The sequence below is a fragment of the Microbulbifer agarilyticus genome (genome assembly GCF_001999945.1).
Classification (GTDB): Bacteria; Pseudomonadota; Gammaproteobacteria; order Pseudomonadales; family Cellvibrionaceae; genus Microbulbifer; species Microbulbifer agarilyticus_A.
The window spans coordinates 1,307,976-1,332,066 of sequence record NZ_CP019650.1; the positions used below are offsets into that span (position 1 = coordinate 1,307,976).

16 protein-coding genes are annotated in these 24,091 nt (G+C 57.3%); 3 read left to right on the forward strand and 13 right to left on the reverse strand.

The window, feature by feature from the left end:
- Nucleotides 1-112: 112 nt before the first annotated feature.
- From Mag101_RS05285 to Mag101_RS05310, 6 genes are read right to left on the reverse strand one after another with little or no spacing between them, the layout of a single operon-like run.
- Entirely contained in the window at nt 113-1,378 is a 1,266-nt protein-coding gene (locus Mag101_RS05285; protein ID WP_077401828.1) for a BatD family protein, read from the reverse strand.
- 50 nt (nt 1,379-1,428) lie between these two features.
- Complete coding sequence (locus tag Mag101_RS05290; protein WP_077401831.1) at nt 1,429-3,105, reverse strand: vWA domain-containing protein; 1,677 nt, start codon at nt 3,103-3,105, stop codon at nt 1,429-1,431.
- On the reverse strand, nt 3,102-4,112 hold the full coding sequence (locus tag Mag101_RS05295; RefSeq protein ID WP_198040098.1) for a VWA domain-containing protein: 1,011 nt from the start codon (nt 4,110-4,112) through the stop codon (nt 3,102-3,104). Before Mag101_RS05295 ends, Mag101_RS05290 begins: the two co-directional genes overlap by 4 nt.
- Nucleotides 4,109-4,639 carry a DUF4381 domain-containing protein gene (locus Mag101_RS05300; protein ID WP_198040099.1) on the reverse strand — a complete coding sequence of 177 codons (531 nt, stop codon included), beginning with the start codon at nt 4,637-4,639 and terminating at the stop codon, nt 4,109-4,111. The genes Mag101_RS05295 and Mag101_RS05300 overlap by 4 nt, the downstream gene beginning before the upstream one ends.
- Complete coding sequence (locus tag Mag101_RS05305) at nt 4,626-5,696, reverse strand: DUF58 domain-containing protein (protein ID WP_077401836.1); 1,071 nt, start codon at nt 5,694-5,696, stop codon at nt 4,626-4,628. The genes Mag101_RS05300 and Mag101_RS05305 overlap by 14 nt, the downstream gene beginning before the upstream one ends.
- 22 nt (nt 5,697-5,718) lie before the next feature.
- Entirely contained in the window at nt 5,719-6,768 is a 1,050-nt protein-coding gene (locus tag Mag101_RS05310; RefSeq protein WP_077401839.1) for an AAA family ATPase, read from the reverse strand.
- 131 nt (nt 6,769-6,899) lie between these two features.
- Here Mag101_RS05310 and Mag101_RS05315 point away from each other — a divergent pair, with 131 nt between their 5' ends.
- The 3 genes from Mag101_RS05315 (at nt 6,900) to Mag101_RS05325 (ending at nt 12,558) form a co-directional block, all read left to right on the forward strand.
- On the forward strand, nt 6,900-9,254 hold the full coding sequence (locus Mag101_RS05315) for a tetratricopeptide repeat protein (protein ID WP_077401842.1): 2,355 nt from the start codon (nt 6,900-6,902) through the stop codon (nt 9,252-9,254).
- Nucleotides 9,255-9,390: 136 nt separating this feature from the next.
- A complete protein-coding gene (locus tag Mag101_RS05320; protein WP_077401845.1) occupies nt 9,391-10,914 on the forward strand; it encodes a flavin-containing monooxygenase in 1,524 nt (507 codons plus the stop codon).
- A gap of 57 nt (nt 10,915-10,971) precedes the next feature.
- Nucleotides 10,972-12,558 carry a phospholipase D family protein gene (locus tag Mag101_RS05325; protein WP_232325145.1) on the forward strand — a complete coding sequence of 529 codons (1,587 nt, stop codon included), beginning with the start codon at nt 10,972-10,974 and terminating at the stop codon, nt 12,556-12,558.
- A gap of 43 nt (nt 12,559-12,601) precedes the next feature.
- Here Mag101_RS05325 and Mag101_RS05330 read toward each other — a convergent pair whose 3' ends face one another.
- The 7 genes from Mag101_RS05330 to bglX all read right to left on the reverse strand — a co-directional run bounded on the left by Mag101_RS05330 (nt 12,602) and on the right by bglX (nt 23,924).
- Nucleotides 12,602-13,894 (reverse strand): OmpP1/FadL family transporter, encoded by a 1,293-nt coding sequence (locus tag Mag101_RS05330; RefSeq protein ID WP_077401848.1) that lies wholly within the window; start codon nt 13,892-13,894, stop codon nt 12,602-12,604.
- A gap of 79 nt (nt 13,895-13,973) precedes the next feature.
- Nucleotides 13,974-14,765 carry a hypothetical protein gene (locus tag Mag101_RS05335; protein ID WP_077401851.1) on the reverse strand — a complete coding sequence of 264 codons (792 nt, stop codon included), beginning with the start codon at nt 14,763-14,765 and terminating at the stop codon, nt 13,974-13,976.
- 241 nt (nt 14,766-15,006) lie between these two features.
- The gene (locus Mag101_RS05340) at nt 15,007-15,897 is read right to left on the reverse strand and encodes a DegV family protein (protein WP_077401854.1); all 891 of its coding nucleotides are present in this window, start codon (nt 15,895-15,897) and stop codon (nt 15,007-15,009) included.
- 268 nt (nt 15,898-16,165) lie between these two features.
- Complete coding sequence (locus Mag101_RS05345; protein WP_077401857.1) at nt 16,166-17,080, reverse strand: DUF4380 domain-containing protein; 915 nt, start codon at nt 17,078-17,080, stop codon at nt 16,166-16,168.
- Between the two features lie 3 nt (nt 17,081-17,083).
- Nucleotides 17,084-19,705: a glycoside hydrolase family 3 protein gene (locus tag Mag101_RS05350; protein ID WP_077401859.1), complete on the reverse strand. Its 2,622-nt coding sequence runs from the start codon at nt 19,703-19,705 to the stop codon at nt 17,084-17,086.
- Between the two features lie 179 nt (nt 19,706-19,884).
- Complete coding sequence (locus tag Mag101_RS05355; RefSeq protein WP_077401862.1) at nt 19,885-21,342, reverse strand: sugar porter family MFS transporter; 1,458 nt, start codon at nt 21,340-21,342, stop codon at nt 19,885-19,887.
- Nucleotides 21,343-21,602: 260 nt separating this feature from the next.
- Entirely contained in the window at nt 21,603-23,924 is a 2,322-nt protein-coding gene (bglX, locus tag Mag101_RS05360; protein WP_232325146.1) for a beta-glucosidase BglX, read from the reverse strand.
- Nucleotides 23,925-24,091: the final 167 nt, after the last annotated feature.

Sequence of the window (24,091 nt, forward strand, 5' to 3'; positions counted from 1 at the left end):
TCGTGTTTTTCATTCTTGCGCTGCCCCCGCAATATTTTTTCAACTTTGTACGTTAAGCCGCAAAGTTGACCTGATGGTTCTCGAGCGGTTCTGGGGAGGGTCTGGAATGAGGTTAGTGATCGCGGTGTGATGGGTTCAGCGCAGGCAGGTCCGGTCGTCGACTTTTGGCTCGGCGCTTTGCGGCGTAAGCATCAATGGCTAACTCCAACTGTTCCCACAACGGGGTTGCAGTCTCAGATGCCGCGGTGTCGCCATATTGTGCCCGTCCCAGGGCGAGGAGAGCGTCGGGTACATTGGAATCCTGATAGTCAGTAGAACTTTCAAGTTCCACTGCAGCCACGAGGGCACTGGTGTAGTCCCGCTTTTTGGCTGCCTTGCGCAGTCTTGCCAGGGCTTCCTTCCCACCAGTCCTTCGGTATTCGAGATAGCGTGTTCGCACGCGTTGGACCAATGCGGGGAACCAGCGCTTGATGAACCACATTGTCAGCCCGATCAGCGCCAGTATCAGCAGCCACTGAGTAAGCGAGAAACTGCGAACAACAGAGGCGCCCTTTACCCGGATCTTGAGAGCGTCCACCGTGGCGGTTTGGATACTGCCGTCGTCCAGGTCATACCAGCGCAGGGTAATCGCCGGCAGTTCTCCCCGAGTTGGGGCTTCCGCGACAAAGGTGACTTTCTCCGTGCGTTTGCCGGTGTCGTTGTCGCGGAAGTCACTGTGGTCTACCGCCTTTGGCGTGTCCGGGTAAGCGGCAAGGCCATCTACATAGATCTGGCTTTGTAGCAGTGGGATAAACATGACCGTGGACCCCTGAATTGTGGCGGTCACGGTGCGACTAAAACTCTCTCCGGGGCGGAGCTTGTCCGGCTCCCCATCGATCTTCTGCGTCAGGGTGAAATCGCGTGCGGCGATATATGGGCGCAGGTTTTCTGCGCCTTTCGGGGCGGTGACAGTGAGGGTTTGCGCAGGAAGCGGTACATTTGTGACTATGTCTCTGTCATTCTGCGGACTGCGGTAGTGCACCTCGAGGCTGGATAGCGGTAATTGAAAGGTGCCCGGGGTCAGGGGGACCACCTGATATTCCCGTATTACCCCAGACCAGGTTTTCCCGTTGATGGTTTGACTGGTTGATACTGTGGACTTCTCTGGCAGTGTTACCGAAAGATTGGTGCTATCAAATTGGGGGAACTCGATGGGTTTACTCAGCCAGGTTGGTACCAGTACCGTCACACGGAAGGTTACTGCCTGGCCCGGAGCGATGTCGGACTGGGAAAGCGCACTCTGCACGATCGGCTTGTTGTCTGCCTGCTGATTGCTGGTCAGAACCGAAGGCGTGTCGGTTTGTGCAGCGATCGTGACTGCAGTCGTAAGAACAACCATGAGACTTGCGACGAAGCACGCAGTCCGTCTCAGGTAAGCAGTAGCGCAAGTCACGGAGTACTCTCCGACGCTGGTGTACTCGCGGCTTCAACTGCAAACCGCTGCTTGAGGAACTCGCTGGTACTGGTATCCAGTGTGGACATCCACTGCTCTGCATTTACCTCTGTGCCACTGACCGGTGTTGGTGGTGCTTCCATTTCTTGTTGCTGTTGTTCGTCGTAGCGGTCGTCATCGCTTTCAGTTTGTTCATATTTTTCTTCCTCCTCGCCCCGGGATTTCTCCATGTAAGTGAGAATCTCACGAGAGAGTTGCAGGTTTTTCTGTGCGCCTGGGAAATTTGGATCTATCTGCAGTACCTGTTCAAATCCGGCAATGGCGCTCTGATACTGGCCACTTTTAACCTGCGCCATAGCGCGGGTGAAGATGGCCTCAGGTGCATCAAGTGTTGCCAGCGTGTTCGCCGCGTCCTCATAATGGCCAGCCTGATACTGTGCGTATCCGCGGTGGTATACATCGCTGAATGCATCGGCCGCACGAGTATACTCCTTGCGTTGCATCAGCCACTGGCCGAGCTGGTCTGGTGTAAATAGTCGGCTAAGAAACGCATTTGCCGGTGGTCCCTGCGGCGCTGCAGTTGTGGAGGTCGTTGCGGTTTGGGCGTTAGATGTTTGTGCGGTGACCCATGGTGTAACAAGGTGCAGTAGGCTGACGACACAAAGCATCAGGCCAACGCTTACGCCAGCCCGAGTCTTTAAGGTGGATGAGGGTGTTGGCAATTCGGTTGTAGGTAACATCCAGCCGCGACGAAACCAGAGCAGCGCGAGTAGCGCGGCGGGCCAGGCAAGCCACCAGCCGCGATCGTCCCACTGGAGATTCTTGTTCCTGGCCAGCGCCCGGCGGAAGCCACTATCGAAGTAACGCACAAAGCCTTCGATATCGCGGGTATCCGGTGTTACCCGTTCTACACGCGCATCGCGCACTTGTTCAGCCCCCGGTATTTTGGCGTTACTCGGCAACAGCATCAGCATCCCAAGGGTGTTCGCGCGATTGCGCTGGTTGAAGCTGGCAACATCTGCCGGATCAAGTCCATCACCCAGAAATAGAATCCCTCCGGAGGTTTCGGCCTGTTGCAGAATGTTCTGTGCCATGTTCAATGCGCCGTTCGCATTGTTGCCCTCTACCGGCATGATGTCGGCGCCCAGCCCTTCCACATATGGACGCAACAGGTTTTGATCCTCGGTCAGCGGGACCACGCGATGCGCCGTACCGGCGTAGGCGACCAGTGCTGTGGGGGCGCCGTCGCGGCGTTCCAGTAAGTCATAGACCTTTTGCTTGGCGCGCTCCAATCGGCTTGGTGAGACATCGGTTTCAGTCATGCTCTGATTTACCTGCATGGCAATCACCAGGGGCACAGTGCGGCCCATCAGTGGATCCGGCAGGCGCGTCCACGCGGGCCCCGCGGTGGCCAGGGTCAATAGTGCCAGCAGTAACGCGAGTGCATCGATAGGTAAGAAGCGTGGCCAGCGTGTTTTATCGCGCTCGCCGACACTGAGCGCGCGGGCCAGATGGGGAGCGATTGGCAGGGAAGGCTTGTCGACCGCGTGCTCTGCGGGGTGGCGCTGCCTCCACCACTGGGTCAAAATAATCGGTAGCAGCAAAAGCCAGAGCGGACGCAAAAAGTGGAACGCAGTGAGGAAGCCGCCAAGCTCTTCGATAAGGCCGCTCATACTGACGCTCCCTGAAGATTTCGACTGGCCCTTCGCTGTGTCAAAGCCATTCCCAGCAAGGTCAGTAGTAGGGCAATGCCGAGTGGCCAGTGACTCAGGCTGGTACGGGGGCGATAGGTCTCGCTGTCGACCTTTTTCGGCACCAGTGCATCAATCTCTTTGTAGATTTGTGTAAGCGCTTGCTGGTCGTTGGCAAAATAGAAGTTACCATCGGTACGCTGTGCGATGGCCTTTAGTGTGGCTTCGTCCAGCCGGTTCTCGGATTCACCCTGTGGGTCACCTACGCCGACCGTGAGAATTTTCACTCCGCGCTGGGCGGCGATGGATGCCGCATTAATCGGGCTCATGCGGCTGGCGGTATCGCTACCATCACTGAGTAAAATCAGCAGCCGTTGCTTTACGTCGCTGCTTTCGAACTGGCGAATGGAGAGACCAATGGCATCACCGAGGGCGGTGTGCGGCCCGGCCATGCCCACTTCCGTTTGATGCAGCAGTTCGAGCACCGTGTCGAGGTCAGTAGTGAGTGGTGCTTGCACAAATGCTTTGCTGCCAAACACGATCAATGAGACCCGCTCGCCTTCGCGACCCTGAAGAAAATCCGCCAGTACGCTTTTTACCCCGGCCAGTCGTTGCAATCTCTGGTCATCTGCACCCATGAAATCCTCTTGCGCCATGGAGCCGGAAATATCCACGGCAAGGATGAGATCCCGTGCGGGTTTCTGAATGGTTACCGCTTCGCCTTCCAATTGCGGGCGCGCCAGCGCACTCAGGATCAGAATCCAAACGAGACCCCCTAGCAGGTGCTGCCAAAGTTGGCGACGACGCACGATGGCGCCGGCGCTGGGTGACAGACCCAGACGCTCACTGATGCGCTGAAAAAAAGGTACCCGAATGGCCGGTACTCGCATCCGGTAGGGCGGTGCCATTTTCCATATCAGCAGCGGTAGTGGCAGCAGTAAAAATACCCAGGGTGCGGCAAAACTCATGCTCGCCAGAGAACCGCTCACAAGGTTTTCTCCGCGTTCGCAGACCGTTGTTCATAGCTTTTTGTAGGCGGAGGCGAAGCCTGGACGTGATGACGAATCCAGTTGCGCGCGGCACTTGTAAGTGCGGGTAGTGGTGGGCAAGTCCGGTAGGCGCCTTGTAATAATGTTTCGCCTAGTGCGCCCGTAAATGCATTGCCGGGGTAATGGTGGTTGAGAAAATCCAGCCAGACCGACCCGGTGAGCCCCGCCACTTGATCCCGCGGGTAGGCAACCAGCGCGGTGCGCCGCAAGAGCTCGGCGATTTGCGCGGGGTCGTCCGCAACAGTATCCAGCGCCCTCAACGCCGCACGCCGGTATGCGTTTGCGCGGTAGCGTCGGTATGCCAGTGAGGCCAGAGCCAGTACCAGAAACAGTGCCATTAACAGCAGGCTTTTCGCCAGCGGGGTTTGTGGCCACAGGGAGATCGCTTCCGGTACCGGGGGCGGAGCCAATTGCGCAATCAGGTCGGGCAAGGTGGTTTCGGCCGTCGTCGGCTTAGTCTGGGTCACCGGCAGCCTCCGACGCTGAATTGGGTTTTCTGTTGGCTTCGGTTTGCGATGCTGTGTTTGGTGCTGTGTTTGACGTAAGACCCAACAGGCGGCGCAACTGCGGCAGGGTTTCCTCTCCGGCGGATAATGGCGCCAGCGGGATCCCATAGCGTCGCTGCCACTGCGCAATGGCGGCGCGGCGCTCTTCGGTAAAGTGATTCAATACCGAATGGATCTTACGGTCGCTGGTGTCCAGGGTTGCCTGCTGGTCTCCGTCAGAGATAGCACTGACAAAACCCTCGGGTACCGTTTCCCCGGTCGGGTCGGATACGGGCATCAAAATCACGTCGTTGTGTCGCGCAAGGCCGGCCAGCAAGCGGTCGCTGGCGGGGCCGATGACATCGAAGTCGCTGATCAGCAATACAAGGTGGTCGCGCCGGGCAATATTGGCAACTGCCTGCAGCACCGTATCCAGAGAGGTGGGGTTTGCGGGCGGCGCATCCGCATGCAGGCGCTGGTTTGCCTGCGCCAGTTCGCTGAGAAAATGCGTGAGCGCGCGCCGGTTGCGTTTGGGGCGCTGTGCATAAAGCCCATCATCGCGCACCACGATACCGCCCACACGGTCGTTCTGATGCAGTACGGCGAAGGCGGCGTAGGCTGCAGCTTCAGCAGCGGTAACCGACTTCATGGCAAAGTGGGTGCCGTAAAACATCGACATGCGCTGATCTGCGACAATCAGTGCCGGGCGGTCCCGCTCTTCCGTATATACCCGCACATGGGGTTCGCCGGTGCGCGCCGTTACTTTCCAATCGATCGAACGGACGTCGTCCGACGGCCAGTACTCGCGCAGCTCTTCAAAGTTGAGTCCGCGCCCGCGCAATGGCGAATGGTGTTGTCCGGCGAGGACACTGCGTACCGGTTGATGCGGTAGCAGGTTGAGGGTTTGCGCGGGGCCTTCCAGCGCTTGCAGGTGTGCGAGGTCAACGTGAACACGCGGGTCGTCGCCACTGCGCGGTGCGGCTACGGTGGCGATGCCTGCGCGGGCGTAATTTCGGCTGCGGGTGAAGAAGTTTGGCATGGGATTCGCCCCGGTCCAGGTGTCAGGGCAGAGCGACGACTTTGAGCAGGGTGTCGATCGCCCGGTCCGCACTGATGCCTTCCCCTTGCGCCTCGAAACTGAGCCCCAGGCGATGCCGCAGGCAGTCGTGAATGACGGCGTGGATATCCAGCGGGTCGACGTAGTCCCGGCCCTCCAGCCAGGCATTGGCCCGGCCGGCCTTGTCCAGTGCAATGGAGCCTCGCGGGCTGGCGCCAATCTCGATCCAGCGCGCGAGATCCGGTGAGCGCTCACTCGGGTGGCGGGTCGCCTCTACCAGATCTGCCATGTAGCGCGCCATCGGATGGGATACGTGAATGTCGGCAATTTCGCGGCGGGCATCGAATACTGCCTGCTGTGGAATTACGTCCAGGGTTTGTTTGCCGGCGGATGTATTTGTGGCCTTGTCGCCTTTTTCTGGGCTGGTTTCGCTACCGCTATTCGTGCGGCTATCCCTACCATCGTCAATCGCCGCGATCTCCTCGTTACGCACCAGTTCGATCACCTCGACCTCATCTTCCACCGGTGGGTAGCTGATCAGTACGTGTATCAGGAATCGGTCCAGCTGTGCTTCAGGCAGTGGGTAGGTGCCTTCCTGCTCGATGGGGTTCTGGGTGGCCATCACCATAAACAGGGGGGGCAGTGGGTGGGTTTTTCCTGCGACGGTGACCTGGCGCTCTTCCATGGCTTCTAGCAACGCGGACTGCACCTTGGCGGGGGCGCGGTTGATTTCATCGGCCAGCACAATGTTGGCGAAAATGGGGCCGGGGTGAAAACGGAATTCGGAACCCTGGTCGCTCCGGTACAGCATATCGGTACCGGTCACGTCAGCGGGCAGCAAGTCGGGCGTAAACTGAATGCGACTGAAATCGGCTTCCAGGTTTTTTGCCAGTGCCTTGATGGCGCGTGTCTTGGCGAGGCCGGGCAGCCCCTCCACCAGCAGATTACCGTTGGCGAGCAAACCGATAATCAGACGTCGGATCACGTCTCGCTGGCCCACGATGGCACGACCCATGCCCGCTTCCAATGCTGCAATCTGATCACGTGCCGACACAGACAATCCTCCATACTGCCTCTCTATTAACGCTAGCAGATTGGGGGAAGAGGTCAGAGGCGTAAGAAGCTATACTCGATGTCTTCAAAAACCTTAACTCGCTGATAATAAGAGCATAACTCGGAGACAGGATGCGCGCGCCGATCATCTTTCTGCTTGCGGTACTCGCCGCCACCGCCTGTGACAAAAACGCAGGGGTGGGCGATGCAGAAAATCCGCCAAACACGGACCAGCAGGCCGCCGCTGTGGAGAGCCAAAAACCTGCAGTCGCCCATGTGACGCAGGGTGAACAGGGTAAGGAACGTAAGAAAGGGGCGTCACCACAGGCGGATGGAAACCCCGACTATGTAGGCGTCGCGCAATGTGCGGCCTGCCATCAACAGGAATTCCACGACTGGCAAAAATCCCATCACGACCTGGCGATGAAAACGCCGGATGTGGAAACCGTGGTTGGGGATTTTGACGATGCAATCTTTGATTACTTTGGCACCGAGTCTCGCTTTTTTCAGCGCGATGACCAGTACTTTGTGCGCACCGATGGACCCGATGGCGAGCTGCACGATTATCCGGTGGCCTATACCTTTGGTGTTTATCCGCTACAGCAATATTTGATTGAGTTTCCCGGCGGGCGTTTGCAGGCACTCAGTCTCTCCTGGGATGCCCGCCCAAAAGAAGAGGGCGGCCAGCGCTGGTTCCACCTGTACCCGGATGAAGAAATCAAAGCCGGTGACCCGCTGCACTGGACCGGTATCAACCAGAACTGGAATTTCCAGTGTTCCGATTGCCACTCCACCAACCTGCATAAAAATTACGACGCGGAATCCCAGACATTTGCCACCCGCTGGTCTGAAATGAATGTGGGTTGTGAATCCTGCCACGGCCCCGGACGCGCCCATGTTGAGTGGGCCGGTTTGCCGGAAAGTGAACGCGCGGCGATTAAAGACCAGGGATTTGAACTGCGCTTTGATGGTCGTCGGCAGGCGCGCTGGGCGATGGATGCGAAGACCGGTATCGCGCATATCGCCAACGAAGTACATACCCAGGCTGAAATTCCTGTGTGCGCGCAGTGTCATTCCCGTCGCGGTACCCAGTTCCCCGGTGTGAAGCCAGAGGATAATTTTCTGGACTTCTTCCACCCCGCCTTGTTGGGCGAAGGTCTCTACCATGCGGATGGCCAGATCAATGACGAAGTGTATGTATGGGGCTCCTTCCTGCAGAGCAAAATGCACGGGGCCGGAGTAACCTGCAGCAATTGTCACAACCCTCACAGCCTGGAGTTGCGCGCGAGCGGAAACGGTGTGTGCGCGCAGTGCCATCTCCCCACCAAGTTCGACACAGTAGAACACCATTTTCACCCGGTGGGCACAGAAGGTGCGCAGTGCGTGAACTGTCATATGACTGACAAGGTGTATATGCAGGTAGATGCGCGGCGGGATCACAGCTTCCGTGTCCCCCGCCCGGATTTGTCCGAGAAAATCGGATCGCCGAATGCCTGTATCGGCTGCCATACCGATGAAACCAACACCTGGGCGGCGGCGATTCTCGAGGAAAAATTTGGCGAGCCGGACCCGCACTATGGCGAGGCGCTGTTTGCCGGGCGAGTGGGCGCGCCGGACGCAGAGAGCCAGTTGCTGAAGCTGGCGATGGATGAGGACCAGCCTGACATCGCGCGGGCAACCGCTGTCTCTATGCTGCCGCGCTACCTGTCGCAAACCAGTGCCCAGGTATTGCAGGTGATTGCTCAGGGCGATGACGCCTTGCAGCATTTGGGATTGGCGCAGTCGTTGGATCAGGTACCGCAACAGGTGCGCCCGGCGCTGGCGATCCCGCTGTTGTACGAAGACGAACGAGTGACCGCCTCACTCGCCGCCAGTGCCTTGGCGGGGGCGCCGCTGCAGAGCTATCCGGAGGAGGTCGGCAAACGCTTTGACCAGGCAATGGCCGACTACCAGGCCTCGGCGGAGTTCAATAGTGACCGGCCGGAGAGCCTGGTGAATCTGGCTTCCTTGCGCGGGCGCGAAGGCGACCTGCCTGGCGCCGAGAAACTACTGCAACAGGCGGTGGAACTCGCCCCGTATTACACGCCGGCGATCATTAATCTGGCGGACCTATACCGCGGTACCGGACGTGAACGAGATGGGGAACGCCTGCTGCGCAGCGCGCTCAACCGCCCGATCGAAGAAGCCATTGAAAAGGCGCCCTTGCAACACGCACTGGGTCTCTCTCTGGTGCGCCAGCAGAAATTGCAGGATGCCATGCCGATGCTGCGCGCCGCTGCCGATGCTGAGAATTCAACACCGCGCTACGGCTATGTGTATGCCATTGCGTTGAATTCTGCAGGCGACTCAACGGCCGCTATCCAGTACCTGGAACAGGCGCTGCAGCGCTTCCCCGGAGATCCGGAGATGATGAGCGCCCTGATCTCCCTATACCGCGATACCGGCCAGCAGGAAAAGGCGGAGCAGTTGCGGAAGCAATTGCAGTAAGCTGCCCGCTTTGGCTCTGAGCGACGGGGTTCCAGCCGGCACAGAAATTTTCCCAATCTTCTCGCCCTTCCCCGGGGGAAGGGCGGTACACTGAGTGCTCTACAACAATAAATGATAAGAAAAGCACTTTGTGACCATGCGTACTCAGCACTTCGATACCCTGATCATCGGTGCCGGCCTCTCGGGCATCGGCACTGCCTGCCATTTAATGCGGGACTGCCCCGACACTGATTTCGCGATCCTCGAGCGCCGCCAACAGATAGGTGGCACCTGGGACCTGTTCCGCTACCCCGGGGTTCGCTCCGACTCCGACATGTTCAGCTTTGGCTTTAGTTTCCGTCCCTGGAATGGACTGAAGACCATGGCCGATGGCGAGTCGATCCGTCGTTACATTGAAGACACGGCAGCGGAATACCGCGTAACCAATAAGATTCATTTCGGTGTGAACCTGAGCGAGGCCAACTGGGATAGCGCGCAACAGCGCTGGCAATTACTCGGTGAGCGCCGCAGCCCCGCGGAGGAGGGTGCTGTGATAGAGCCCGTGCAGTTTACCTGCAACGTGCTGATTTCCTGCACCGGCTACTACGACTACCAGGCTGGATATCAGCCTGAGTTTTCCGGCATGCACGATTTTCAGGGGCAGTGGATTCACCCGCAACACTGGCCGCAGGATCTCGACTATGAAAACAAGCGTGTTGTAGTGATCGGCAGCGGTGCCACTGCGGTCACTCTGGTACCGGCCATGGCGGAGCAGGCGGCCCATGTCACCATGCTGCAACGCTCACCCACCTATGTGTTGTCGGTGCCGGCGGAAGATAAGTTAACTCACTGGCTGAAGCAGTGGATACCCGAACAGTGGGCCTATGGTATGGCGCGGCGCCGCAACATTACCCTGCACCGCTGGATGTTCAAGGCCGCCAAACGCTGGCCGCAGCTGGTGCGCAAACTGATGCTGCGCGGGGTGCGCAAAGCACTCGGCGAAGGACAAAATACTACTCACTTCACTCCACGCTATGCGCCATGGGACCAACGGCTCTGTGCCATTCCTGACGGAGACCTGTTTGAGGCGATTAATGCGGGCAAGGCATCGGTAGTGACCGAAGAAATCGATTGCATCACCGAGAGCGGCATCCGTTTGAAAAACGGCGATCATCTACCGGCGGATATCATCGTTTCGGCTACCGGGTTGAAGCTGCAGCTGCTGGGTGGACTGGCGCTGAAATTGGACGGGGAAACGGTGGATACCCGCAACCGCCTTACGTACAAGGGTGTGTTGATGGAAGGTGTACCCAATATGGCGTGGGTATTTGGCTATACCAATGCGGCCTGGACTCTAAAGGCGGATCTTGCCGCCGGTTATATTTCCCGCTTGCTTAATCATTTACGTGACACGGGACAGGGCCAGTTTATCGCTGTGGATAAAGAGAACTGCGTGGGGGATTCCTCGGTGATGTCCGCGCTGCAGTCCGGCTATGTGGAGCGTGCGGACCACCTGTTGCCGCGACAGGGTACCCGCTACCCGTGGAAGCTGCTGAACGACTATCCGAAAGATCGCAAGATCATGCTGGAAGCCCCGATCATGGATGGCATTCTGAAATTCTCTGCCTCATGCGTGGCGGAAAAGCCCAGCGCGGAAGAGGAGACCGCGCCAACTGGCTGACACGCAAGCGAATCGACTAGGCTCTAAGTCATCCAGTAACAGTGAGATGACACCAGAATGCCTAGCGTTCGTACCCTGCGACCTTTTTTCCTGTGGGCGGTCGTGTTGTTTTGCCTGGCCATTCTGTGGGAAGTGATCATGGGTGACAGCCAAAGCTCGACGGAGCCAACCGGTCAGGTCGTAAACAGTCTTGCTCCAGCCACGGAGTCGCGTTTGGCACAGGCGGTTATGCGCGATGCCGAGGGCCAGCCGGATACTTACTCCGGCTTCCATCTCTTGCAGGACGGCCTTTCTGCTTTTGTTGCACGTGCCGCTCTGATTCAGGAAGCCAGTGTCTCCCTGGACCTCCAATATTATATCTACGAAGACGATACCGTTGGCCGTATCCTCACTAGCCTGCTGCTGCAGGCCGCGGATCGCGGCGTGCGCGTACGCCTGCTGGTGGACGATCTCGGCACGCGCGTGGACAACCCCTGGATTGCGGTGCTCGACCAGCATCCCAATATTTCCATTCGCTTGTTCAATCCTGTGGCGGGCCGTTCGGGTATCGGGCGCGCCATCGAGCAGGCGCTAAATTTTGGCCGTATCAATCATCGCATGCACAACAAACTGATGGTTGCCGACGGACAGTTGATGATTACCGGTGGGCGCAATATTGGCGACGGCTATTTCTCGCACGCGAATGTGGAATTTTTTGATGTAGACGTACTGGCGATTGGCGCGGTCCTGCCGGAAGCCTCGCGTATTTTTGACGAATACTGGAACTACAAGGTTTCTGTGCCAGTTGACTTGCTGCCTCTAACAGCGGCGGACGATCAGACTCTGGATCAACTCCGCCAGGAGGTGACGAACTTCCTTGCAAACGAGGCTGAGTCCGAATTCACCGAGGCGCTCAAGAATTCCGATTTCGCCCAGGCGTTGATTAATGACCAGGTCGCTTTTTATTGGGGCCCTGCCTCACTCTATGCGGACCCGCCATCAAAAGCGCTGAAGCGGGACGAGATTCCGGTTGAAGAATTTCCCGGGTACCAGCTGGAAAAAGTGATTCGCAGCGCAAAGCAGCGGTTAAGTATTAGCAGTGCCTATTTTATTCCCGGTGATGTGGGCAGCGAGTTGTTTGGCGAGCTGGAGCGGCGTGGCGTACAGGTGAAAATCCTCACCAACTCCCTCTCCAGTAATGATGTGGCGATTGTGCACGGAGCCTACGCGCGTTATCGAATGACGTTACTCAGAAGTGGTGTTGACCTGTGGGAGTTACGCACGGTTGCGGGGCAGGAGAAGCGGCAGCACTGGTTCCATGGAAAATCCAGCGCAACGCTGCATGCCAAGACATTTGTGATTGATGAAGACCGGGGCTTTGTCGGCTCGATCAATCTGGATAGCCGCTCCATCATACAGAACACAGAGATTGGCTTGCTGATGGAAAATGGAGAAATCAATCAGCAACTGAATAATTTGTTTGAAGAGTGGGTTGCGCCAGATTCCGCTTGGCACCTCGTATTGAATGAGCAGGGCAAACTGCGCTGGCAGGCGCAGGATGCGAACGGCGCGCTCATCGAGGTGGATGCGGACCCAGAAACCAGCTGGTGGCAAAGAAGCCTCAGCTGGCTGCTGTCCTGGCTTCCAATAGAAGCGCAGATTTAATTTTTTTTTTGTGGGCGCTGCTTAAGGGACGCTTAAGGTGCGCTTAAAAAGAAAATTGCATTGACGTGCCCAAAAATTGGATCCGGGTATCTTCGTAAGTGCCCTGCAAGCGCGGGCTAAATGGGGGGCGCCCTTGCTGATCGATATCGATATCCCCAAGAGATACGTAGTTGTAGCCGATATCCATGGTCAGTCCCGGGCACAGCTCCTTGCCGGCGCCCACGCCAAAGGTCCAGGTTTCATTGGTCACCGTATCGGCGGTGACTTCTGAGGTATTTTGCATACCGCTTTCCAGCGCAAAGCCGGTGGAAAGATACCAGCCACTTAACATCCCCTGATCAAATTCGTGTCGAACACCCAGTGCCAGGGCGCCGGTGTCTTTATATCCGCGGTCTACCTTGATGGATGTTTGTACCGGATCGCCGAGTTCGAGGGATACACCCGCGTATTCAGACCACTCCTGCCAGGCAAGATTCACATAGAGTGTTGTGGCTTCGGTCATTTGTTGTTGCAAGCTGGCGGTGAGTGTTGGCGGAACATCCACATCGATTTCGGTGCGGATGCCATCGAAACGCTCGACGGCGGGGGCGAACAAGGGACCGAAGTCACGCAGCCTCAAGTTGTCGCGGAAATCGAATTCGACTTTTGAGGTGTAGGTAAGGCCGAAGGTGGTGCCAGCTACCGGCCGGTAAATTAGCCCTGCGTTCGCGCCGTAACCCATTTCGAGGTCTTTAAACCGCAAGAAGGCATCGCCGCCTTCTAACCCGGCGCGCGGAGCAGATTGGTAGCTCAGGTAGCCGACCATGGCGTTGAGGCCGATACCGAACGACAGGCAGTCATTCATCTTAAAACTCAAGGAAGGGATAAGGCTCATCCCGATCAGGTCGACGTTCTGCACAAACCGCCGTCCCTTCCAGGAGTCGGTATAGTCGAGACCAAGGCCGAAGTTTCCGGCGGTGGCGAATCCCCATCCGATATTTTCGGTCAGTTTGCCTGCGCTAAACACACCGCCACCAGGAAACCAGCCCAGTGCATTGCCGCCGTCGCCACCGGATAAATTACTCTCTCCGCCGTCGGTAAACTTGATGTCACCGTAGAGGGCCTGAGCGGCACCGCGCACTTCCATGCCGTCGCGCCACACAGTACCTGCGGGATTGGTAAATGCGGTAGCAGCATCCTCGGGCGTGGCGGCCCAGCCGGCACCGGCCGTCCCTAGGGTGGGGGTGCCGATTTGCCACAGCATTATGCCGCCTGCGTTCGCTACCGGTGCCGCCGCAGCCGCAAGTGCTGCAATTGCGACGGGCAAATACTTACGCGTGTGATTTCTAATGCGCATATCCCATTCCCTCTGGCGACGTTTCACCACGTACCAACTTCATCTCAATAAATACTGATAGGTTTCCGTTGCTGCCCCGCTACTTCGGGAACAACATAATCCAGTTCATGCGGAAGCCCCATTCCTGTGAACCTACCTCAGGGCTATCTACGTAATAGCGCGGACCCGCCTGAATCTGGTAAGTCTGTTTCCCCACCTTGAACACCTTCGCTACCAGGAAATGCACCGGTGCATTCCAGACTTCCGTTTCCCAAAAGTAAGTGGTTTCACTCTGCAGGGTAAAGGTCCAGGCATTGGGTGTGTTGTAGGCCAGGAACGGTTGAACAAATGTATTGTTTACATCATTGCGATTGTCGCTGCCGGCGAATGACCATACGTGATTTGCTAAAGCGCCGATGGTCCAGGGACCTGTTTGCTTCAGTACTACTGCGGTGGGGCCAATTCCCCATTTCTCTGCACCGAGCAATGGCTCCGTTGCGGTGGGTAGGAGAAATACCGGACCGACACCCCAGGTAACGCCACCCTCCGTGGGCTCTTTGGGCGAAAAAAACAGGCTTTGTACTGTGTCGCCCAGCCCGGTCTGGTCGCCGCTTCCTGGAAAGATGTCTTCCTGATTAATTACCGGAACAATCGTGCGGTTGATCAGGTTCAGATCTTCGGTGAGTTCGAAGGGAATTACCGGCTGGATATTCAGCCTGTAGGTTCGCCCGCCTTCTATTGGGCCAACCCGGTTATCGAAATTGTGCTGAAAGGGCACGCTAATAAGGTCGGCGACCGGATTACTCAGCTCCTTGGCGAGATTGCTGTCATCAGCAACGGCAGGGAAATTGACAAGGGCGAGGGCAAAAAAGACGGCGAGACAGCGGTACATCTACATCACCAAATGGAGAAGTTCGAAAACAACTTCCGTCAGTCTAGATGTATCCCGCAATATTTGAGTTGGATTGGCATTGAGCTCAACCAACGGAGAGAAAAACGCGCTGGTTTTGTCGGCTGGTTTTGCAGGGTTCTTTTGCAGGCTTCTATGTAGAAAGATGCGGCCGGGATCGAAATCGCCGGCGCATCTATCAAGATGGGAAAAGATGAAGCGAGGGGCAGGTGGGCGTCGGGTTTTACTTGGTCGCTACCGCCAGTGCCACCGCATTTGGGCCAAGGTTAATACCACCGGAAAGGCTCATGACCGAGCGGTAGATTTTAACGTTGTGCTTCTCTGCCACTTTTTCGAATTCCTTAAAGCCCGGGACCTTGTCCAGGTTCTTCAGGGGGCCGGCAATACTCACTACCACCGCAGGCATTAACAGGTCGCCGGCAGCCATCTTCTCTTCCGCCAACTGGAACAGGCGGCGGGTACAGCCGCCATAGGTTTTTACGGTGTCGGCCACCGCAGAACCCTGATAGGTCATGGAAATGATCGGGTGCAGGTCCAGCAGACGTGCAAAAAACGCCTTGATCCAGCTAACGCTTTTTTCGTTCTTCTGGCGTGCACGTTCACGCAGATAGTAGACGTCCTCAACCGAGGCATAGCCCACCATCTTGCGACCAAACTCTTCGGTGCGCGATTTGATTTGCGTGCCACTGAGGCCTTTTTGAATCAGGGACAGGGTGTACAGCGCCAGCAGGCCCTGGCCGGAGAACAGAGTGTGCGAATCCACTGCACTGATTTGCGCACCGTCATTGTTCAGGCGCTTGGCCACATTGACGGCATTGGCGTAAGTGGGACTGTTGGCACCATTAATGGTCTGTACCACGATGTCCTTATGCCCTTCGCGCAGGAGCTTCGACAGGACGGTACTGATTTCGTCCTCGCTGGCTGGGCCGGAGGTCACCTGATGGGTGCGGCCGACCAGATTCAGCGAGTAGAAGTGATTCATCTGCGCTGGGTTGCGCTGATCTCCGAACTGGTCTTTACCCACACTGACGCTGTGAGGAAGAACCGGGATCTTGTACTTGCGCAAAAACTCATCAGGCAGGTCACAGCCGGAGTCGACAACTAACTGAACCATGTTGGTGCCTCTTATATTCTGGTCCAATGAGGGGTGTTTGGCGCCGAATCTAACACTGTGGCGCGATATTTTACAGGTCGTGCGGGGGCAAATTGCCGGCGGTATGTGACCTGTGAGTTCTGCCGCTGTGGGTCTGTGGCGGGGTCTGTGGCGGGGGCTGTGGGGGGGGGGGATGGTGCAGCTGAATGCTGACGGAGCGAAAAAAAAGCCGCAGACAGTGTCTGCGGCAAGCGCCTTTCAGGATGCGAGGGCGATGAAGACTGGGTGTCTAGTCCGGAGAATCAGACAAGTGAATTTGTCTGCGGACGAATTCGAGCAGGGCATGGGAGCCGCTGCGAACTTCGATGGTGTTGGGAATCTCTGTGACCAGCCACTCCACGGACCAGTCCAGGGTTTCTCCCGGTTGCAGGCTGCGTGCTGCACTCTGTACTTCAAGTTCCAGATATGGTCGCTCGCCACTCAGATAGAGCTCAATATCGCCTTCGCCGGTGGCCATTTCCCGCAGGGCTACCTTTGGGTAGACCTTCAGGTACAGCAGCCCATCCAAAGCGTAGGCGAGCCAGCCTTCGCTGCCGTTGGCGATTACTTTGCCCTCTACCAAGGGGGCGCCAGTGACCATGGGGAGCCACAGGGTTTCACTGTTGAGCTTATAAGCCACTTGCCCGCGTACGGTCTTGACACTGTCCCTGTTCACGGGAGCAAAGGCGAGTCCCTGATTAGGCACGCGGGTAATCTCCCAGGCGGCGATCTCGGGGAATGCTTTCTCAGCATTGATTCGGTAGTGCACGGAGGCGGTGTTGTCGCCGCCGAGGGAAACCGTTTTATGAATCTGCGCACCAGCGCCAAAGGCACTGGTAACCGTTGCGGAATCTATTGACTGAGTGATCACCGAGTAGGGTGCGTTATCGTGCTCCGGAATAGGTGGCCAGTTCCACAGAGTCTGTGGGCTGAGCCAGAAAGTGGAGCCGAAATTATTTGCGCCCGGCTGCGGAATTGCCAACAGGTCCCGTTCGCCGTACCAGAGTTCCGTAATACGTCCGCCGTGATTGGGGTCCAGTGTCAGCTTAAGAGTGTCGTTGCTGAGTCGGATGGGGGCATCGGCGGCATTGCCGGCGGAGACCGCCAACAATACCGCAACCCCAATAGCGGCCGCGCATTTTTTTAGGCATTGCTTGCGCAGCATGGGTTAGCTCCCGCAGCGCACTTGAGCTTGTTCACGAGCGCCGGGAACGAACTTGATGTTCGCCACCGCCATTGTCAGTTTGCCTTTACTGTGCAGGGACAAGCCCTGAGATACTTTAGTGAAATCCGCACCGGCTTCGGCAAAACACTGTAAGTCGATCGACACTTCCGCCCACTCACCCACCGGGAGCTTGCTTAGGGTATTTTGTAGCGGTAAGGCACCGCTGCAATCGCTACCGTCGCAATTGATTTGCGCACTGACTGATGCCGTCGGCATTTCGTCAACCCGCACCTCCATGGTGAGGGCAGAGGCTTCTGCGAGGTAACGGCTCAGGTCCTGCGGTTTCTGAGTGTGCAATACCACACTACCGGCACGCAGCCCTTTCCAGGTGAGTGCCCGGGCATCTTCTTGTGACAGCATGTCGATGGAGGCTACGACGATGTTGTCGTCTGCACTGCTGGCGAGGTTGCCGTTTACCCACTGGAGGTCGGAACCCTCCTCTTCAATGTACAGTTTCCAGGGCGCGCGCGGGCGGGATACCATCAACCAGGCGTCTTCCAACTTGCCATCCACGTAAGACTCGCCGTCTTCGTTTAGATTGTTGGCGACCTGGGTATCGCTGGTGTAGTCGAGTCCGTAGCCATACGCGAACAGCGGCTGGTATTCCACATCGTTGCGGTTGATCACTGTCTGGTGCACTTGTCCGGGCCAGGTAAATGATAGCTGACCGGTAAAGTCGTGGCGTTTGTTGCCGTCTGCATCGGTCAGCAGAACATCTGCAACGCCGGCCCCTTCAGAACCCGGCAGCCAGGCGGCGACGAAGGCATCCGATAGATTCAGCTCCTTGTTTACCCACAGCGGACGGCCGGAAAGGAATACACTGACCACAGGAATGTTCTGCGCTTTCAGCTTTTGCAGTAGTTCCTGATCGGCTTTACTGCCCAGCTGGTATTCAATACTGGCGATGTCACCGTGCCACTCCGCGTAGGGTTCCTCGCCGTAAATCACGATTGCGACATCCGGCTTGGCGTTGTTGCTGAATGTATCTTCTTTTATCTCACCATCTACACTCAGCACTGCTTCGCCACCGGCGGCGTCCACCGCCTGCTTGATACCAGTGTAGATGGAGGTCGCACCCGGGAAGTCTTCCGCGGTGTTGCCGGTGCCCTGCCAGGAAATGGTCCAGCCACCACTTTGCTTGGAAATATTATCGGCGCCGTCACCGGCCACCAGAATATTTTTACCTGCATCAACGGGGAGCAGTTGGTCATTGTTTTTCAACAGCACCAGCGATTTGCGCACGGCCTCGCGCGCGATGGCCCGGTGTTCGTCGCTACCGAGAATGCCATTCTTGCCCGCCAGTGGACGGTCGCGCTCGAACAGGCCCGCACGGATTTTCACCCGCAGGATACGGCTTACTGCATCATCGATACGGTTCATGGGGATTTCGCCGCTTTGCGCCTGTGCGATGGTGTTCTTCAGCAGTGCCTTCCACTCAGCAGTGATCATGAATATGTCGAGACCGGCATTGACTGCCTGTGCGCAGCTGTCCACGGTACAGCCGTCTACAAATCGGTGGCCGTTCCAGTCGCCTACTACAAAGCCGTCAAAACCCAGACGTTCTTTCAAAACGTCGGTAAGCAGGTATTTGTGCCCATGCAGGCGTTTGCCATTCCAGCTATTGAAGGATGCCATCACCGATTGCACGCCGGATTCCAGGGCGGTGATGTAGCCCGCTGCATGGATTTCGGCTAACTCTTTTTCGCTGACTTCGGTATCGCCGCGGTCGATACCGCGTGTTGTACCGCCGTCACCGACAAAGTGTTTAGCAGCAGATACCAGATGGTGGCCATCGAGAAATTCTTCGCTGCTTTTATCGCCTTGAATACCCTTAATCATTTCCCGGGCGTAAGCGGCAACAATCTCTGGGTCTTCGGAATAGCTTTCAAAAGTGCGGCCCCAGCGGTCGTCGCGCACCACGGCAATAGTCGGAGCGAAGGTCCAGTCAACTCCAGTCACGGCGACTTCACGCGCAGTGGCTTCGCCGATCCGGCGAATCAATTCCGGATCGCGCGCGGCACCGAGGCCGATATTGTGCGGAAACAGGGTCGCGCCGATAACGTTATTGTGCCCGTGAACTGCGTCGCTGCCCCAGATGATTGGGATGGCTACGCCACCGTCGGAGGTATCCATGGATGCGGCAAAGTAATCGTCCGCCAGCTGGCGCCAGTCGTCAGGGGTTGCAAATTTGTCGTTATTGGGGAAGGTGCCACCACCGTTAAGAATTGAGCCAATATGATATTGCTTCACTTCTTCCGGGGTGATGAATTTGATTTCCGCCTGCATCATCTGTCCGACTTTCTCTTCCAGTGTCATGCGGGCGAGCAAGTCGGCGATATGACTTTCTACTTGCTCATTTCGCGGCAATGCTGGCTTCAATGCAGGCCATACATCGATGGAATTGGAAGCCGCACTATCCTGCAGGACAGTTTGGGAAGTTGACGAAGCTGTGGAGGTGTTTGGCTTCTCCGCCTCACCACAAGCGCTTAAACCTACCGCGAGAGCAATGCAGCTTGCGAGATGCATTGCTCGGCCTGCGCCAAAGCGACCTATTTTATTATTCATGGTGACTTCCCTAATAAATCTGAAATGATTTTGCTGCCTGTAAAAAAGAACTGGGCACACCCGCGAAAGGGTAGGAGCGGGTGTACCCAGATAAGCAAGCATTCGGCTGGCGAGCTTGCCGCTCGCGCGGCATTACGCTTTCGTTTTTAAGACGTGCAAGAGGAGGGAAATGAACCCTCTCAGCCCTTCATTTGTTCAAGCTCGAGCCCTTTGGTCTCGTGCACCATGTACAGAACAAATGCCACGGACAGCAATGCGAACAGGGTGTAGATACCGTAGGCACCGGCGAGACCGATTCCTACCAACATAATCGGGAAGGTCATGGTGATGGCAAAGTTCGCAACCCACTGTGCGAGACCAGATACCGCAAGGCCAGAGCCGCGCATCTGATTCGGGAACATCTCACCCAGCATGGTCCACATAGCCGGGCCCCAGGAACCGTTGAAGAAGAACACGTAGGCGTTGGCGGCGATCAGTGCCAGAAGACCCATGTTCTGGGAAAGCTGCAGGCTGCCGTTGGCATCCACGGTGGAATTGGCGAAGGCAAAGGCTACCAGACCCAGGGTTGCTGCCATGCCGATGGAGCCCACCAGTAATAGTGGTTTGCGGCCGATCTTGTCGATGAGTGCCATGGTGATCAGGCAGGCGGCGATACTCACGCCACCGGAAATGATATTGATCATCAGCGCGTCGGATTCAGAGAAGCCCACCGCTTGCCACAGAACCGCACCGTAGTAGAACACCACGTTGATACCTACGAGCTGCTGGAACACGGCCAGGCCGATGCCGACCCAGACGATTTTACGAATCTTGCCAACCTTCTCGCCGGTGGCTTCCAACAGATCTGACATGCGCGGACGGTGGTCGCTGGCCACAGACTGGCGAATACTCTCCAGTTTCCCGGCTACGGCGTCTTCACCATACAGTTTGCGCAGTACTTCGGTGGCGCGTGAGGTCTGCTTGGACAGCACCAGATAGCGCGGGCTTTCCGGAATCAGCAGCAGAGCCAGGAAGAACAGGGTGGCGGGAGCGATTTCGATCCAGAACATCCAGCGCCAGGCGTTGTAGCCCATCCACCATTCGTTGATGGCAGAGCCGGCAGTGTTGGCCAGCCAGTAGTTGCTGACAAATGCGGTGAACAGGCCGGAAATGATTGCGATCTGGTTGATGGTGATCAGGCGGCCGCGGATGGCGGCCGGGGCAATCTCACTAATATAAGCCGGTGACATCACGCTGGCGGCGCCCACGGCGAGTCCGCCGAGGATGCGGTAGAACACGAATTCCGGAGAGCTGGCAGCAATACCGGAACCCCAGGCGCTGACTACGAAGAAGACCGCGGAAATCAGCAGCAGGGTCTTGCGCCCCCAGCGGTCAGCCAGGCGACCAGCAAAGAACGCGCCGACGGCACAGCCAAGCAGCATGGAGGCAACGTTGAAGCCGGTACCGGCGGTATCGGAGTTGAAGGCCTGCTGCAGGCCAGTAACGGTACCGTTGATGACCCCGCTATCAAACCCGAACAGGAAGCCACCAATGGTCGCTACTCCGCAGATCAGGATGATAAAGGGAAGGGAAGGTGCATCTTGGCGGCCCTGGGCTACGCCCTGGATACCGTCCGCGGAATTCTCAATCGCTTGCATGGGGGACTTCCTGCTTTTTATTGTTGGCACGAAGGGTATTCGTGCTTGTTGCGGTGAACCGGCAAAACCCAGCCATCTCACCTTGTTGTTTTTGTGTACAGCTGTACTGCACGAGGATCCAATCAGGGGCTTCTTAATGGTGACGTTTGGCGGTAGTAAAAGCGTCCTACTTTGCGAATATTTGTAAAGTTGGACACTTCTATTCCCCTGGCAAGGTCCCAGTTTGGGTGGGAAGCGCCGAAAACTGGGACCTCCTGACCTTATTTGAGGGTAAATCCTCCTTCAAGGCCTGATTCCGCATTTGGAGCAATCCACACCCGGAATTCTCCCGGCTCCACCACTTGCCGCATGTCCGCGTTGTGGAAAGCCAATTGGTCTGGGCTAAGAGTGAACTGCACCAGGCGGGATTCACCGGGGTTTAAGGTGATGCGTTCAAAGCCCTTCAGCTCCCGTACCGGGCGCGACACACTGCCCACGAGGTCGCGCACATACAGCTGTGCCGTCTCGGTAGCGGTGGTTTTACCCGTGTTGGTTAGCGTGGCGGATACAGTGATCTGGCCATCCGCATTCAGGGTGGTGTCGGACAGCGCAAGATCTTTGTACTCAAACGCGCTGTAGGTCAGGCCGTAGCCGAACGGAAACAGGGGTTTGTGACCGTAATCCAGCAGGTTGGAAGAATTGCCAGGCTGGTGCTGAAATACTTCGCGGCCGATCTTCTCGATGCGGGTGTAGTTATCGTCCGTCGGCGGGCGTCCGGTGGCCAGGTGGTTGTAGTAGATGGGAATCTGCCCGGCACCTACCGGCCAGCTGAGCGGCAGGCGCCCGGAAGGTGATGTCTCGCCGTAAAGTACGTCCGCCAGCGCCGGCCCGGCCATGGTGCCCGGGTGCCAGGCCATCATGACGGCGTCAGCCTGTTCCAAGGTGTCATCCAGCTGAAGTGGGCGGCCGGCCAGTAATACCATGGCCAGTGGCCTGCCGGTTTCGGCGAGCGCGGCGACGAGGTCTGCCTGAGCACCGGGCAGGCGAATATCGCCACGGCTATGGCCTTCGCCGGACAGGATGGCCTCCTCTCCGCCGACAAACAGAATCACATCGGCTTTCCTGGCGGCCTTGAGAGCTGATTTGAACCCGCGGGTACGAGTATCGCGACTGTAATCGAGACCGGCGGCGTAAAGGATTTCACCTTCGTCGCCCACCATCTCGCGCAGTGCCGGCAGCAAGGTGTGGGAATATTTTTTATCGCCGTTATAGATCCAGGTACCCAACTGCTCGTGGGCCGCTTCTGCCAGTGGGCCGATGACCGCGACCGTTTGCCCCTTTTTCAGCGGCAGCAGTTGCTTGTCGTTTTTCAGCAGTACGAAGGTTTCTTTGGCGGCCTCCTTGGCGGCACTCAGAAACTGGTCGTTGCGGATAATTTGCTTGCGCTCGGCTTTTGATTTGGCGCGGGGGTAGGGGGTGCTCCATAAATCCAGGCGCAACTTCACGCGGAGAATGTTGGCAACCGCGGTATCGAGTTGGGTCTCGGAGAACTTTCCTTCGTCCATTAATTGCGGGAAGAATTGTTCGTACGTGTCGGTATGCATTTCCATATCGATACCGGCATTGGCGGCCAGGGTTGCCGCGTGCTTGGCATCGCGGGCAAAACCGTGCGGGACCATTTCCATCACCGCGTTCCAGTCGCTCACTACAAAGCCGTCGAAACCCCATTCGTCCCGCAGGATCTGTTTGAACAAGAAGGGGCTGCCGGTGCCTGGTACGTCGTTCAGGGTACTGTAGGTACTCATGATGCTCTGCATGCCCGCGTCGATTCCGGCTTTGAATGGCGGTAGGTAGATGTCCCGCAGCAGGCGCTCTGGGATATAGGCACTGTTGTAATCCCGTCCGCCTTCGGCAGCGCCGTAGCCGGCAAAGTGTTTGCCGCAGGCGGCGAGGCTGCTTGGGTCGGCGAGGTTAGCAGTCTGAAAACCTTCCACCATGGCGACGCCGAGAACGGAGGTCAGCAGCGGGTCTTCTCCAAGGGTTTCAGCGATGCGCCCCCAGCGTGGGTCGCGGCTGATATCGATCATCGGGGCGAAGGTCCAGCGGATTCCATCGGCGCTGGCTTCTTGGGCTGCGACGCGGGCGCCGTTTTTGATCAGTTCCGGGTTCCAGCTCGCGGCCTGACCCAGCGGAATCGGAAAAATGGTTTCATAGCCGTGGATCACATCCTGGCCGAAGAGCAGCGGAATACCCAGCGGGCTTTCTTCCACGGCGATGCGCTGGAGTTCGGCAAAGGCTTCGTCGTCGACAGCGCTAAAACTTACGTTTAGAAAGCCGCCCACGCGTCCTTCGCGAATGGCCTGCTTGATGGCTTTCATGTCGGAAGCACCGAAGGTGCCCCAGTCTCGCAGTGCCAGCTGGCCAATTTTTTCTTGTGTGGACATCTGCGCGAGCAGGTTCTGAAGGCGAGCCTCGATGCCGTCTTGTTGCTGGTGTTGGGGCTCGGCTGCGGCGACTGTTTCGTTAGCGGCCTGTAGGGGAAGGGTTGCGGCGAGCGATAGGAGCCCGGCCATAACGCCGACATAAAGGGGGTGCTTTTTCATGGTGCTCACTCTGGTACTTTTTATCTCTCGGATATCTCTCAGATACTGCTTTGCGGGCAACACTTCGCTTGTACGCCTTTGTGCATGTGTCAGGCGCGGGGAAAAAGGCCCCCATCTCATTGGGAGGGGGCGAGGGAGACAAGCGAAGATGATGATCGCTTTTGGAT

What these genes read in the sequence shown, in the direction of transcription:
- Mag101_RS05285 (WP_077401828.1), bottom strand. Translation starts at nt 1,378, where the DNA reads ATGGTTGTTCTTACGACTGCAGTCACGATCGCTGCACAAACCGACACG.
- Mag101_RS05290 (WP_077401831.1), bottom strand. Translation starts at nt 3,105, where the DNA reads ATGAGCGGCCTTATCGAAGAGCTTGGCGGCTTCCTCACTGCGTTCCAC.
- Mag101_RS05305 (WP_077401836.1), bottom strand. Translation starts at nt 5,696, where the DNA reads ATGCCAAACTTCTTCACCCGCAGCCGAAATTACGCCCGCGCAGGCATC.
- Mag101_RS05315 (WP_077401842.1), top strand. Translation starts at nt 6,900, where the DNA reads ATGCGCGCGCCGATCATCTTTCTGCTTGCGGTACTCGCCGCCACCGCC.
- Mag101_RS05320 (WP_077401845.1), top strand. Translation starts at nt 9,391, where the DNA reads ATGCGTACTCAGCACTTCGATACCCTGATCATCGGTGCCGGCCTCTCG.
- Mag101_RS05325 (WP_232325145.1), top strand. Translation starts at nt 10,972, where the DNA reads ATGCCTAGCGTTCGTACCCTGCGACCTTTTTTCCTGTGGGCGGTCGTG.
- Mag101_RS05330 (WP_077401848.1), bottom strand. Translation starts at nt 13,894, where the DNA reads ATGCGCATTAGAAATCACACGCGTAAGTATTTGCCCGTCGCAATTGCA.
- Mag101_RS05335 (WP_077401851.1), bottom strand. Translation starts at nt 14,765, where the DNA reads ATGTACCGCTGTCTCGCCGTCTTTTTTGCCCTCGCCCTTGTCAATTTC.
- Mag101_RS05340 (WP_077401854.1), bottom strand. Translation starts at nt 15,897, where the DNA reads ATGGTTCAGTTAGTTGTCGACTCCGGCTGTGACCTGCCTGATGAGTTT.
- Mag101_RS05345 (WP_077401857.1), bottom strand. Translation starts at nt 17,080, where the DNA reads ATGCTGCGCAAGCAATGCCTAAAAAAATGCGCGGCCGCTATTGGGGTT.
- Mag101_RS05350 (WP_077401859.1), bottom strand. Translation starts at nt 19,705, where the DNA reads ATGAATAATAAAATAGGTCGCTTTGGCGCAGGCCGAGCAATGCATCTC.
- Mag101_RS05355 (WP_077401862.1), bottom strand. Translation starts at nt 21,342, where the DNA reads ATGCAAGCGATTGAGAATTCCGCGGACGGTATCCAGGGCGTAGCCCAG.
- bglX (WP_232325146.1), bottom strand. Translation starts at nt 23,924, where the DNA reads ATGAAAAAGCACCCCCTTTATGTCGGCGTTATGGCCGGGCTCCTATCG.